At 58.0% G+C, this 13,519-nt stretch carries 14 protein-coding genes; 1 reads left to right on the top strand and 13 read right to left on the bottom strand.

The annotated features are described in order from the left end of the window. Positions 1-32: 32 nt before the first annotated feature. From ACR0CW_RS02340 to ACR0CW_RS02310, 7 genes are all read right to left on the bottom strand, one after another. On the bottom strand, positions 33-314 hold the full coding sequence (locus tag ACR0CW_RS02340) for a hypothetical protein (protein WP_480786687.1): 282 nt from the start codon (positions 312-314) through the stop codon (positions 33-35). After that, positions 314-565, bottom strand: a complete 252-nt coding sequence (locus ACR0CW_RS02335) for a DUF2484 family protein (protein WP_170331744.1) — start codon at positions 563-565, stop codon at positions 314-316. Before ACR0CW_RS02335 ends, ACR0CW_RS02340 begins: the two co-directional genes overlap by 1 nt. Continuing rightward, positions 562-810: a DUF2484 family protein gene (locus tag ACR0CW_RS02330; RefSeq protein ID WP_480786686.1), complete on the bottom strand. Its 249-nt coding sequence runs from the start codon at positions 808-810 to the stop codon at positions 562-564. Before ACR0CW_RS02330 ends, ACR0CW_RS02335 begins: the two co-directional genes overlap by 4 nt. 348 nt (positions 811-1,158) lie before the next feature. Beyond that, positions 1,159-2,565 (bottom strand): UDP-N-acetylmuramate--L-alanine ligase, encoded by a 1,407-nt coding sequence (gene murC / locus ACR0CW_RS02325; RefSeq protein WP_480786685.1) that lies wholly within the window; start codon positions 2,563-2,565, stop codon positions 1,159-1,161. Next, positions 2,562-3,659 (bottom strand): UDP-N-acetylglucosamine--N-acetylmuramyl-(pentapeptide) pyrophosphoryl-undecaprenol N-acetylglucosamine transferase, encoded by a 1,098-nt coding sequence (locus tag ACR0CW_RS02320; protein ID WP_480786684.1) that lies wholly within the window; start codon positions 3,657-3,659, stop codon positions 2,562-2,564. The genes murC and ACR0CW_RS02320 overlap by 4 nt, the downstream gene beginning before the upstream one ends. Next, a complete protein-coding gene (gene ftsW / locus ACR0CW_RS02315) occupies positions 3,659-4,822 on the bottom strand; it encodes a putative lipid II flippase FtsW (protein ID WP_155147354.1) in 1,164 nt (387 codons plus the stop codon). Before ftsW ends, ACR0CW_RS02320 begins: the two co-directional genes overlap by 1 nt. A gap of 150 nt (positions 4,823-4,972) precedes the next feature. Continuing rightward, positions 4,973-5,776: an arylamine N-acetyltransferase family protein gene (locus ACR0CW_RS02310; protein WP_480786683.1), complete on the bottom strand. Its 804-nt coding sequence runs from the start codon at positions 5,774-5,776 to the stop codon at positions 4,973-4,975. 150 nt (positions 5,777-5,926) lie between these two features. On the opposite strand from ACR0CW_RS02310, the gene ACR0CW_RS02305 reads away from it, so the two are divergent. Further along, positions 5,927-7,108: a BaiN/RdsA family NAD(P)/FAD-dependent oxidoreductase gene (locus ACR0CW_RS02305; RefSeq protein ID WP_480786682.1), complete on the top strand. Its 1,182-nt coding sequence runs from the start codon at positions 5,927-5,929 to the stop codon at positions 7,106-7,108. Here ACR0CW_RS02305 and ACR0CW_RS02300 read toward each other — a convergent pair. From ACR0CW_RS02300 to ACR0CW_RS02275, 6 genes are all read right to left on the bottom strand, one after another. Next, positions 7,105-7,479 (bottom strand): glycine zipper family protein, encoded by a 375-nt coding sequence (locus ACR0CW_RS02300; protein WP_155147350.1) that lies wholly within the window; start codon positions 7,477-7,479, stop codon positions 7,105-7,107. The genes ACR0CW_RS02305 and ACR0CW_RS02300 overlap by 4 nt on opposite strands. A 106-nt stretch (positions 7,480-7,585) precedes the next feature. Next, positions 7,586-8,986, bottom strand: coding sequence for a UDP-N-acetylmuramoyl-L-alanine--D-glutamate ligase (murD, locus tag ACR0CW_RS02295; RefSeq protein WP_480786681.1), 1,401 nt, complete (start codon positions 8,984-8,986; stop codon positions 7,586-7,588). Positions 8,987-8,991: 5 nt separating this feature from the next. After that, on the bottom strand, positions 8,992-9,528 hold the full coding sequence (locus tag ACR0CW_RS02290; protein WP_480786680.1) for an AAA family ATPase: 537 nt from the start codon (positions 9,526-9,528) through the stop codon (positions 8,992-8,994). Next, entirely contained in the window at positions 9,525-10,607 is a 1,083-nt protein-coding gene (mraY, locus tag ACR0CW_RS02285; protein WP_155147344.1) for a phospho-N-acetylmuramoyl-pentapeptide-transferase, read from the bottom strand. The genes ACR0CW_RS02290 and mraY overlap by 4 nt, the downstream gene beginning before the upstream one ends. 36 nt (positions 10,608-10,643) lie before the next feature. Continuing rightward, complete coding sequence (locus ACR0CW_RS02280; RefSeq protein WP_480786679.1) at positions 10,644-12,038, bottom strand: UDP-N-acetylmuramoyl-tripeptide--D-alanyl-D-alanine ligase; 1,395 nt, start codon at positions 12,036-12,038, stop codon at positions 10,644-10,646. Next, a complete protein-coding gene (locus ACR0CW_RS02275; RefSeq protein WP_155147340.1) occupies positions 12,035-13,516 on the bottom strand; it encodes a UDP-N-acetylmuramoyl-L-alanyl-D-glutamate--2,6-diaminopimelate ligase in 1,482 nt (493 codons plus the stop codon). The genes ACR0CW_RS02280 and ACR0CW_RS02275 overlap by 4 nt, the downstream gene beginning before the upstream one ends. Between the last annotated feature and the right edge of the window lie 3 nt (positions 13,517-13,519).

Here is a 13,519-nt window from a genome sequence, read left to right as displayed (position 1 = left end):
GCAGTCATATGTCATCTTTGCCACTTCGAACATCAGGTTTTCCGCTTTAAAAAACTGATTAGTCCCCCCAGCATGGCTCCAAAGACCGCCGGAATAACCAAAGCCCAGGACAAAATGAAGAGTAAAAAATCATCATTTTCCTGCGGGATAGCGTCTTGAGAAGGAAACCAATACGCAGCGGTTAGAACTGTTATGGCAATCAGGCACATAACGACCCAGCCACAACCTTTCTTTGCTGCAAAGTATGCCAAAGCAGTAACGACAACGAAAACAATCAATGCGACCGCACTGAATGTACCTAGCGTTTCTTCCATTAGATTTTTCGACCGATGCGTCGCAACCACCGCCCCAGATAAATCACCGGCCAGCGCAACATGGACATGCCCATAGCCAGAACGATCAGCCCGATCCAAGGGCCATTCTCATAAGTCACGTAGCCTAAAATAGGTATGCCCACAGCGATCAGAACATAGGCGCGGGTCCAGTGGTTGTCCTTGCTAGGGATCATCGCCAATACGTTGGCCGCAATTCCCCACAGACCGGCTAGCGCGATAGACCAGCTCATTCCATTACCTCCCCACGCACCCATTTGCGCCAGTAATAGCGAAGTGGATTGCGGAACATCGAGGCAAAGGCCGCAAAGGCCAGCATTGATATGATCCAGCCGAAATCAAATCCCAGCCAGATAATCAGCATAGGCGCGCAAATCAGAAGAACGATGCCGGGCGGGAATTGCAACCGCATCGGCAGCATGGCCACAATTGTGGAGCAGATCACCCAAAGGGCGGAAAAGACGACAGATAGTTGCATGCGCGCCTCTGAGACAGTACCAGTATTCGCGGGTGCGAAACTACATCCTGAAGTTGTGCACTTAAATGGCCGGGTGGGTCAAACTACTTGTTTTCTTTACAATCCACGATCATCATTTCGCCCTCGCTAGATACATCCGACGCACGAGCCTACCCATACACCAGCCAATCGCAGTAAACGGCCAAAGGGTTTTTACCGTAAATGCCATCCCCGCAGCATCGCGAGGGGTTCCGAACAGAAGCGGGCGAGATATCGCACCCACAGCGCCCCCAAAACTTCCGTAAAATAGCCACTTTGGAACGACACCCCAAAAGAAGCCCATAGCAAAGGCAATACTGGCTAGTCCGATCACGGTACTTCCGCCCGCAAACGCTCGGGCAATCCGTTGGCCCACGCACTGATCGTACCTGCCCCGAGGCACACAACCATATCGCCCGGGCGGGCCTGTTCGCGCACCAGACGCTCCAAATCATCTTCATTCAGGATCGCCCGCGCGTGGCGGTGGCCATGGCGGATAAGACCTTCGACCAGATCATCGCGGCTTGCGCCTTCGATCGGGTCTTCACCGGCTGCGAATACTTCGGCAATCGCCACGACGTCGGCGTCGTTAAAGCAGGTGCAGAAATCATCAAACAGGTTGGACAGGCGAGAATAGCGGTGCGGCTGATGCACTGCGATGACCCGGCCTTCGGTCGCCTGACGCGCGGCTTTCAGCACTGCTGCAATTTCGACCGGGTGATGACCATAGTCGTCGATGATGGTGACGCCATCGATCTCTCCGACCTTGGTGAAGCGACGATTAACGCCACCAAAGTTAGCAAGGGCTTCGCGAATTTCAGAAGCCTTCATGCCCAGATGACGGGCAACGGCCACGGCACTCAGCGCATTCGAGACGTTATGATCACCGGGCATCGGCAAGGTGCAGCCCTCGATCACTTTATCCTCATGGCGCAGGTGAATGTCGAAATGCGCCACCCCACCCTTGTAGGTCAGGTTCACGGCCCGCACATCGGCCTGTGCATTGAACCCATAGGTCCGGACACGCCGGTCTGAGATGCGACCGACCAGCGTCTGAACTTCGGCATGGTCCGTGCAGCAGACCGCGAGGCCGTAGAACGGAAGATTCGAGACAAACTCATAAAAGCCGTCGCGCAGGGTGTCGAAGTCACCCCAATGCTCCATATGCTCAGGGTCGATATTGGTAACGATAGCGATGGTTGCGGGCAGTCGGTTGAACGAGCCGTCGGATTCGTCCGCTTCGACCACCATCCATTCACCCTGCCCCATCCGTGCGTTCGAGCCATAGGCATGGATGATGCCGCCGTTGATCACGGTGGGATCAAAGTCGCCCGCGACCATCAGTTCAGCCATCATCGTGGTAGTGGTGGTTTTGCCATGCGTCCCGGCGATGGCGATGTTCGATCGCAGGCGCATCAATTCCGCCAGCATGTCGGCGCGGCGCACGACAGGCAAGCCTTGCGCCCGTGCCTCGTCCAGTTCCGGGTTTCCCGGTTTGATTGCAGTCGAAACAACAACTACGGCCGCATTTTTCAGGTTTTCGGCCCGCTGACCAACAAAGATTTCAGCACCCAGTCCTGCCAGACGATCCGTAATCTTGGACGCCTTCAGGTCCGAACCCTGCACCTGGTACCCCAGATTGAGCAGCACTTCGGCAATCCCTGACATCCCGATTCCACCGATCCCTACGAAATGGATCGGCCCTACGTCCTGTGGCAGTTTGGTTGCTGGATTCATGTGGTCTCCTTCTGCGCCAGTTGTTCGACAAGGGCGACCAGACGCTCGGTGGCATCGGGTGCCCCAACCGACAAGGCGGCATGGGCCATTTTCTGTGCGGCTTCGGGGTTCGTTAGAACCGTGGTCATTTGCTCGGTCAGCGAAGGAACGTCAAGCGCGTTTTCTGGTATCATGATCGCGCCACCGGCCTGAACCAGCCCGCGGGCGTTGGCAGTCTGGTGGTCGCCTGCAGCAGCGGCAAACGGGATCAGGATCGACGGGCGCCCGATAACCGAGATGTCAGCGACACTTGACGCGCCTGAGCGTGAGATCACCAATTGCGCCTCGGACATGCGGCGTGGAACATCCTGAAAGAAGGGTTGCACGTCAGCCTTGATACCGTGTTCGGCATAGAAGGCCGAGACCCGCTCACCATCCTCATCGCGTGCCTGATGGGAGACGCGGATATATGAGCGCAGAAACTCTGGCAGAGCGGCAATGGCACCCGGCACCATATCACTGAGAATGCGCGCGCCCTGCGAACCGCCCATCACAAGGACCGACATCGGATATTCGCCCGGCGGGATATAACCTGCCGCTGCACGCTCGAGCACGGCAGCACGAACAGGATTGCCCGTGTGGATACCATTCGCACCTTCGGGCAGGTCCGTCGGCCAGACACCGCAGGCCACATGAGCGACACGTGTTGCAAACAGTTGGTTTACGCGGCCCAGAACGCCATTTTGTTCATGGATCATCCGGGGGATACCCAGCATCGTCGCAGCACTCAGAGCAGGTATCGAAGGATAACCGCCAAAGCCCACGACCACATCGGGTTTGTCACGCATGAGCTGAAACGCCATGCTGGTCACACCACCGGCGATCTTTGGCCCGGCCAGTGCTTTGGCAGCCAAGCCACCACGGGCGAAGGTTGCCGAAGAGGCTTCGACAATCTCGGTCGTGTGCGGGAAGCCGCTGGTATAACGCGCGCCGCGCGCATCGGTGGACAAGCGTACGCGCCAGCCCTTTTGCAGCATCGCCTCGGCCAGTGCCTGTGCCGGGAACATGTGGCCCCCGGTACCGCCAGCCGCAATCAACAGGTAAGGTTTCCCCATTATCCTCTTCCGCGCAGAATATCGCCAAGTTCGCCCTGTGGGCGTGTTCGGGTGAAGGCCAGCAGCATGCCGACCGCGATGCCGCCCGCGATGAGGGAGGAACCGCCATAGCTGACAAATGGCAGCGTCATGCCTTTGGCGGGCAGCAGGCGCACAGCCACGCCCATGTTGATCATCGCCTGAACACCAAACATGCAAGCCAGACCGGTACCGGCCAGACGCACGAACATGTCGCGTTCCCGCATCAACCGCAGCAGCGAACGCACCACGATGATTGAATAAAGCGCGATGATGATCAGAACCAGGATCAGGCCGTATTCCTCTGCCGCAACAGCAATGATGAAATCGGTATGCGCATCAGGCAGCGACCATTTCACCTGCCCCTCGCCCACGCCCACGCCAAACAAACCGCCCTCGCGGATTGCGTTGGTGGCATAGCCAAGCTGGGTGGTCGGGTCGACCTCCTGGTTTAGAAAGCCATCGATGCGGCGAGCGAAGTGTTCAGAATTCGAATACGCGAACATACCGCCCAGCACGACAAAGCCTGCCATACCAACCAGCAGCAGCATCGGCGCCCCGGCAACAAAGTACATCACGCCCCAGCCGAAAAGGATCAGACAGGCCTGACCAAAATCAGGCTGCATCACCAGCATGCCTACGATGGCCATACACAGCGCGAAGGACCAGATCCGCCCCGGAGGGCCGTTGATTTCCTGCGATGCGGCCAGCAGCCATGCGGCAACGACGACAAATCCGGGCTTGAGAAACTCGGACGGTTGCAATGATGCAAAGCCCAGCGAATACCAACGCACCGCGCCTTTGCCGAAATCGGTGCCGAAGATCGGCAAAAAGGCCAGCGCCACAAAGGCTGCCAGAAAGCCCAGCACAGCCAACCGCCGCACCAGCGTGGGCGACATCATCGACGTCAACAGCATCGCGATCAGCGCCAATCCGCCGAAGAATGCCTGACGTTCGACATAGTGGAACGGGTCGAACCCGTTGCGCCCGGCCAGTGGCGGCGATGAAGCCAGCCCCAGCAACAAACCGATGACAAACAGGATCAGAACGCAGGACATTGTCCAGCGATCAATCGTCCGCCACCACTTTGGTAGAATCGGTTCTCCGCGCTGGTCCTGGACCGCGCCATACACCATCTCAGTCATGAGATACCGCCACTCTCTGCCTCGCTCGCGCCCCGTTTTCGGGGTCTGATTGAGACTCTACAGTGATTTTTACGTTTGGGCTAGCGGAATGAGAGGTGATGGATAAATCCGCTCAGCTGTGTAGCCGGTCGCGGATCAGCCATACGGACATCAACTCACAAAGAGGTCTTCGTGCCGTTGCTTGATCCGGGTCCAACTGTTGGCAATTGCCGGAATTTCGAGGCCAAAATCATACTTCAGGCAATCCACCAAGGCTTTTGGTGTCGCAAGTACTTCCTCACGAGTTCCCGCAGAATCCAGAGTGCGCTTGACCAGACCACGAAGGACGACATGCCTGCTGGTGTAACGTCGTTGGGCCGTCAATGTGCGCACAAACGGCGAGTCCGGGTCAGTTTGCAACTTCTTACTGGCGGGCAAAAATACGCTTGGTTCTACTTCATCCAGCGTAAACCAGTAGCCGGCTTCGCTGCCCCCTGCATTCTCTGAATATTGAATGAAGCCATCATGTTGGGCAGCAAGGCTAATGGCATAGGGTCGCTGCGATACCGTATCGGGCCTGAGCGGGACCGGGGCAGACATCGCACCCCCGAAGCCGACATCGACAAGCAATGGCTCACCGCAATCTACCTTTAGCAACATATGATCGGGCGCCTGATCCAAGGTAGGTCGATCCGGGCCGACATAGCCGGCCAGAAAGGACACGTTGAATCCAACCTCCTGCAGCGCCCAACTGAAGAGAGTGTTCAGCTCAAAACACCACCCTCCGCGCTTTTGAAGGACAATCTTCTCATAGATGTCGCGCAGATCTCCTGATACCAACACGCCCATCTGCTGATCGAGATTTTCAAAGGCAACCGTGGCCAATTGGGCTGCGAACAGATCGTCGAGCGTGGCGCGATCAGGTTTCAGAACGCCCGAGTATGCGATGCGTTCGAGGTAGTTTTCCAGATTCATCTCTGCACCTTCCAAGTCTTTTGTGCCGAAACATCGTGACAAGTATCCTTGTAATTCCTCAAGTTGGGTTGAGCTCAAGCTAAAATTTCGGAGCCCTTGCCTCGGCTATGCCCCCTTGCCTTCACCCCCAATCCACGCCATGCGCAGCATATGAGATTTGACACGATCATCCTTGGTGCCGGTGCAGCCGGTATGATGTGCGCCATGCATTGTGGCGGGCGAGTGCTGGTGATCGATCACGCCAAAGCGCCTGGCGAAAAGATCCGCATCTCGGGCGGTGGGCGCTGCAACTTTACCAACATGTATGCGGGACCTGCCAACTTCCTGTCGCAGAACCCACATTTCTGCAAATCAGCGCTTGCCCGCTATACGCAGTGGGATTTCATCGATCTGGTAAACCGCCACGACATCGCGTGGCATGAAAAGACGCTTGGGCAGCTGTTCTGCGATGGGTCGTCGAAGCAGATCGTTTCGATGCTGGTCAATGAGATGCAGCGCGTAGGCGCTGAGCTTTGGTTGCAAACCTCACTGCGCGATCTGCGCAAAGCCGAGGAAGGCTTTGCGCTGGATGTCGAAAGAGAGGGGCAGCGCATTGATCTGACCTGCACCAATCTGGTGCTGGCCACGGGCGGCAAATCGATCCCCAAGATGGGAGCCACAGGGTTGGCTTATGACATCGCAGATCAATTCGGGCTTAGCATGACCGAGACACGCGCAGCGCTGGTTCCGTTCACGTTCTCGAACGGTGAATTCAAGGATCTGTCCGGTGTTTCCCTGCCCGCGCGCCTGTCCAATGACCGTACCAGCTTTGACGAAGCACTGCTGTTCACGCATCGTGGACTGAGCGGGCCATCAGTGCTGCAATTATCATCCTTTTGGCGCGAAGGCGAAACGATCCGGGTCAATCTGATCCCGGATTTACCGCTATTCGACCTGCTGAAGGAGCAACGGCAAAGCGGTGGACGCAAGGCACTGACCACGGAACTGGCAAAACACCTACCCGGGCGACTGGTCGACTATCTGGGCCAGCATATTCCGATGTCAGGTAATCTGGCCGATCAGTCGGATGCAAAACTGACAGATCTGGTCACTGCCCTTTCCGGGTGGAGCCTGCTGCCATCAGGAACGGAAGGGTATCGCACGGCCGAGGTGACCCTGGGCGGCATCGATACCGATAATCTGTCGTCAAAAACGATGGAGGCCAAGGAAATCCCTGGCCTCTATGCAATTGGTGAAGCGGTGGATGTCACCGGCTGGCTGGGCGGTTACAATTTCCAGTGGGCGTGGTCCTCGGGCCATGCTGCAGGAACTGCGATCGCCAGCAAAGCTTAGCCTACGACGTTGTAGCCACGTCCACGCATGCAGTTGCGCACGATCACTTCTCGGTTCTGGTTCTTGGCATAAACGTCTGCACCGGCGCCAAGCAGAGCACCCGCGGCTGCCGCACGACCCAGGTTATCACTGCTGTCCTGAATGATCGCAGTCGTTGCCGCCGCACCTGCCGCGCCAATGGCTGCATTGCCTGCAGTACTTCCGTCGACAGCTGCCTGAGATGCGGCCAGTTGCTGACACTGTGCCAGATCATTGCTGTAGTTTGGTCCGACCGGGCCATCGATAACGGGCTGGTAGTTGGCGCCGGTGTTGGCGCAGGCACCGGCCAGCATAAGCACGGGAAGGATCAGAAAAGACTTACGGTTTGTCATAACGATGACCTCTTGTTGAATTACAGAGAAGCAAAACCAATTCGATTATGGCGTCAAGCTAATCACCTGAAACCTTGGCTGAAACGGCGGTCAATTGCAAACGGAGCTATTCCGCCAGCCGTTTTTTGACCTCAGCAACGAAATCATCGCCGCGCTGTTCGAAATTGTCATACTGATCGAAACTTGCAGCCGCTGGCGCAAGCAGGACCGTTTCTCCGGGTGCGGCATCTTTCATCGCCTGCTCGACTGCTGCGGCCATCGTGGTGCAAACCTCGGCCTCGGCCTCAAGCCGCATCGCGAAACCGGCGGCTTCACGTCCGATAACATAAGCTTTGAGCACCGCATCCCCGGCGCCGTTCAGTGCGGACAGGCCGCCTTCTTTCTCAAGCCCGCCACAAATCCAGCGGATGTTTCGGAACGCGCTTAGTGCTTTGAGCGCGCTGTCAACGTTGGTGGCCTTGGAGTCGTTCACATAGGTGACCCCATCCACCTCGGCTATGATCTGGCTGCGATGCGGCAGCCCTGGATAGCTGTGCAGCGCCTGTTCGATCACACGCGGCGCCAGCCCCAGTGAACGGCAGGCCGCATAAGCTGCACATGCGTTCTGATGGTTATGCGCACCCGGAAGCCCCTTGATTTCACGCAGGTCAATTGAACCTGCCTGACGACCTTTTCGGTATTCCGACAGGAACCCCTTACGCGCAAATACCTGCCAGCCCGGCCCTGTCAGCTTGCGGTCGACCGAGACACGGATGACCCGGTCATCTGCAGGTCCTTCGGCCAGTTGCCCAGCCAAAAACGCTCCTTCGGTTTCATCGATGCCGATGACGGCGCGGTCCGGCCCACCTTCGGCGAACAGCCTGCGCTTGGCGGCAAAGTAGCCGCCCATTCCGCCGTGGCGGTCCAGATGATCCGGTGAGAGATTGGTGAAAACGGCGATATCCGGCGTCAATGACCGCGCCAGTTCGGTCTGATAACTGCTGAGTTCCAGCACCACAACCGATCCATCACCACCGGGATCGATATCCAGAACTCCACGCCCGATATTGCCCGCAAGCTGAGAGTCGCGTCCAGCCTCGGTCAGGATATGATGGATCAGTGCGGCAGTGGTCGACTTGCCATTCGAACCCGTCACCGCAATGACCCGTGGCGGGGTTTCGAGATTGTTCCATTCGGGCCCCGCAAAGGACCGGAAAAACAGCCCGATATCGTTGTCGACGGGAACCCCGGCTTCCAACGCGGCCACCACGACCGAGTTGGGTTCGGGATACAGATGTGGAATGCCCGGCGAGACAATCAGTGACGCGATATCATCAAAGGCGCCCTGGCGTCGCAGATCTGCGCAAGTAAAACCTTCGGCCTCGGCGGCGTCGCGCGCAGCTGGGTTGTCGTCCCAGCAAATAGCCTCGGCCCCGCCCGCGCGCAGCGCCCGCGCTGCGGCCAGCCCTGATCGGCCCAGTCCCAGAACCCCAACTTTTTGTCCTGAAAACCCTTTGACCGGGATCATGCCGCTCACCCTTTTGACAGTTGCTCTTCCAACCAGTTCGCACGAAGGATCACGGCCATTTTCGGGACCACAACCGTAACAAACCCGTATTCAGGTAAGCGGTCGCATAACGCTTGGTATTCTGCAAGGGCCTGCTCGAAATCATGCTGCCGGTCCTGATCCTGCTCGAAAATCTCAGGCCATGGCGGAGTCAGATATACATGACGATCATAACCGACATCCAGTATTGCGCGACGAATATCAGCGTCTAATGGCGTTCCCGTTCGGTCAAACCAGATCAACGCGTCCAGAGCTGAACGGTCGAATATCACCTGATCCTGCTGAGCGTTATGAAAATCCGCCAACGCAGTTTCGATGACACGGAAGCAAAATGCCTTTGGGTCAGACCATGGAAATGCCTGACCATTGTTATGCCGTTCCAGCGCGATCACTCGCCGCCCGGGTTCAGAAACCGTGGCATAGCCGCGCTCTGACATCTCCTGCAGCAGGGTGGACTTACCACCCCCGGAACAGCCTGAGAGAACGACCCTGCGCGGTTTCACCGAACCTTCAACGTTGCCAGACCGATCATCGCGAGGATCAAGGAGATGATCCAGAAACGGATGACGATCGTGGGCTCCGCCCAGCCCTTTTTCTCATAGTGATGATGGATTGGAGCCATGAGGAACACGCGCTTGCCGGTCCGCTTGAAATAGAGGACCTGAATGATCACGCTCAGCGCCTCGACCACGAACAGGCCGCCAACAACCGCAAGGACAAGCTCGTGTTTGGTGGCCACCGCAATCGCGCCCAATGCGCCACCCAGCGCCAGTGATCCGGTATCGCCCATGAACACCGCAGCAGGCGGTGCGTTGTACCACAGGAAACCCAGCCCGGCGCCGAACAATGCAGAGGTGAAGATGAATATTTCGCCCGTGCCCGGCACGTAGTGCACGTCCAGATATTCGGTAAAGTCGACCCGACCAACCGCATAGGCAATGATGCCAAGTGTTGATGCGGCAATCATAGCCGGCATGATCGCAAGGCCGTCAAGACCATCGGTCAGGTTCACCGCATTTGCTGCACCGACGATAACGATGATCGAAAACGGGATGTAGAAGATGCCGAGATTGATCAGAGTATCTTTGAAGATCGGCAGAGCGAGTTGATTTTGCAGTGCTTCGGGATGGTGCAGCGAGGCCCAGAGCGCCGCGAGAACGGCGATCAGGATCCCCAGCGCCAGTCGCATCTTGCCCGAAACGCCCTTGGTATTCTGTTTGGATACCTTGGCATAGTCATCCGCGAACCCGATCGCCGCGTAGGCCAGTGTCACAAACAGCACCATCCACATGTATGGATTATCCCAGCGCGCCCAGATCAGCGTCGAGGTGACCAGAGCACCAACGATCAGTAAACCGCCCATGGTCGGTGTGCCGGCCTTCGAGAAATGCCCCTCGGGGCCGTCATCTCGGATAGGCTGACCCTTACCCTGTTTCTTGCGCAGAACGTTGATCAGCGGCTTGCCAAACAGAAAACCAAAGATCAGCGCAGTCAGAAAGGCACCGCCCGCTCGGAACGTGATATAGCGGAAGAGGTTGAAGAAGTCCCCTCCGTCCGACAGCGCGGTCAACCAATAGAGCATTACAAAACCTTTCTCACACAGAGGTCGCGGGTGCGGTCATTGATCAAGCGCGCCCCCTTGCCCCATTTTACGCAAACCGTCAACAATCCGTGCCAGCGCCATGCTGAGCGATCCCTTGGCCAGCACCACATCCTGATCCTGAATCAATTCAGGCAAATGCGCCGCCATTTCGTCACTTGTTTCAAACCACAGTCCGCGCTTGCCCGCAGGCAAGGCGTCATGCAGCGCCTTCATCAGCGGGCCAATGCAATGCACCTGATCGACGCGAGCCATCGCATCCACATCTGCCATTGCCGCGTGCATCGCCACTTCTGCCGAGCCCAGCTCTTTCATGTCGCCCAGAAACGCGATGCGGCGCTTGCCCTCGGCCGCGGCCAGCACATCGAGAGCTGCAGCCATCGAGGTGGGGTTGGCATTATAGCTGTCGTCCAATAGTTCGATCTGCCCGCCACCGGCCAGAGACAGCGTCTCACGCACGCCCCGCCCCTTGACCGGGGACCACTGCCTTAGCCCAACGATGGCCTGATCCAGATCCACGCCCAATTCGACGCATGCTGCTAGAGCACCCAGTGCGTTCATCGCAAAATGTGTGCCCGCAGACTGAACGTCAAAGGTAATCGGTTTGTCATCTGCACTGGCCGTCGCGCACACGGCATCGGCAGATTGGATCACATCCTTCAGCGCGTAACCTTGTGCCTGAGTGCCGAAATCTACGATCTTTGCGCCGCGTTCACCGGCACAGTCACGCAGAATGTCGGCATGTTCGATGTCGGCATTCACAATAGCTGAGCCGTTATCCGTAAGGCCCTCGAATATAGCCGCTTTTTCTTGAGCAATACCCGCAACAGACTCGAACGCCTCAAGGTGAACAGCGGCCACAGTCGTGACCAGCGCCACATGCGGCTGGGCTTGTCGGGCCAGCGGTCCGATTTCCCCGGGGTGGTTCATGCCGATCTCAATCACGGCATATTCCGTATCGCGCGGCATCCGCGCCAGCGTCAGCGGCACGCCCCAATGGTTATTGTAGCTGGCAACACTTGCGTGGGTTCGCCCCTGACCGGACAGGATCGTGGCCAGCATCTCTTTGGTCGAGGTTTTGCCAACGCTGCCGGTCACGCCGACAACCCGGGCATCACTGCGCGCGCGGGCAGCCTGCCCCAGCGCTTCGAGCCCGGTCTGAACATCCTCAACAATCAGCAGCGGCGCGTCTTCGGACACACCCTCGGGAATACGGGACACCAGCGCTGCCCCAGCGCCCTTTTCAAGCGCCTGCGCCACAAAATCATGCCCATCACGAGCAGCTTTGAGGGCGACAAACAGATCTCCGGGCTGAATGGTCCGGGTATCGATGGAAACACCATTCACGCTCCAATCACCTGTCGCACGTCCGCCTGTTGCCTCAGCGGCTTCGGCTGCAGTCCAAAGTGTCATGCAACCCTCCCATCCAGAGCCGCAACAGCAATGCTGGCCTGTTCCACATCATCGAACGGAAGAACCTGATCACCAACGATCTGGCCCGTTTCATGCCCTTTGCCCGCAATCAGCAGCGCATCGCCGGGTTGCAGCGCATCAATCCCGCGTAGGATAGCCTCGGCGCGGTCTCCGACCTCGGTCGCCTCAGGCGCCCCCCCCATCACAGCTGCGCGAATGATGGCTGGATCCTCGCTGCGGGGATTGTCGTCGGTGACAAAGACAATGTCGGCGTGATCTGCGGCTGCCTTGCCCATCAACGGACGCTTTGTGGCATCGCGATCCCCGCCAGCGCCGACAATGGCAATCAGCCGTCCCATGACGTGTGGGCGCATCGCTTTCAGTGCAGTGGCGACCGCATCCGGAGTGTGGGCGTAGTCGACAAAAACTGCTGCGCCGTTGTCACGGGTCGCAGCCAGTTGCATCCGCCCACGTACAGTCGTCAGATGCGGAAGGGTTTCGAAAACCCGCTCGGGATCTTCACCACCTGCGATGACCAGAGCACAGGCCAGCAGAACATTTTCAGCCTGAAACCCGCCAATCAGATTCAGCCGGGTCTGGAATGTCTTGCCTCGCCATGAAAAGCGCAAATCCTGACCGGTTGCATCAAACCGCTGGTTCAGCAGGCACAGGTCCGCATCCTCTGAGCCGACGGTGAGTACCGTCTGGCCCCGGGCTTCGGCGACCCGGCGCATCTCGGCACCTTTTGGGTCACTGAGGTTGATAACGGCGATGCCATCCTGAGGCAGGACGCGGTCAAACAGCCCGGCCTTGGCGGCAAAATAGGCCTCGAACGTGTCGTGATAATCCAGATGATCCTGCGTGAAGTTCGAAAATCCCGCCGCCGTGAGATGTACACCATCCAGGCGGCGTTGTTCGAGCCCATGAGACGATGCCTCCATCGCGGCATGGGTTACGCCATTGTCCGCCGCGTCCGCCAGACACCGATGCAGTGTGATTGGTTCGGGTGTCGTGTGTGCCAACGGTGCAGTCCATGCCCCTTCAACACCGGTTGTGCCTAGGTTGATTGCAGCGTGGCCAAGCTCGGTCCAGATCTGGCGCACGAATGTCGCAACGGACGTTTTGCCATTGGTTCCGGTCACGGCGATGATGGTCTTGGGCTGCGCACCGAACCACAATGCTGCGGAATAGGCGAGTGCCTGACGCGGATCTTCGACAACGATTAGTGCGGCATCCGAGGCCACCAATTCTTCGGCCGCAATCTCGGCCCCTTTTGCATCTGTCAGGATCGCAGCTGCGCCCATACGCAAGGCAAACTGAATGAATTCGCCGCCATGCACGCGCGTTCCGGGAAGTGCTGCAAAAAGGAACCCGTCCTTGACCTCGCGGCTATCGACCGCCAGCCCGGTTATGTCGGGATTGCTTCCACCCCGCGCGGTCAGGGCCAGTTGGCTGAGTTTCTTTGACCTTGCGCCCATGCC

The sequence above is a fragment of the Ruegeria sp. CH6 genome (genome assembly GCF_056537005.1).
Note: the sequence above shows the minus strand (reverse complement) of the source record. Positions and strands in the feature narration are given on the sequence as shown.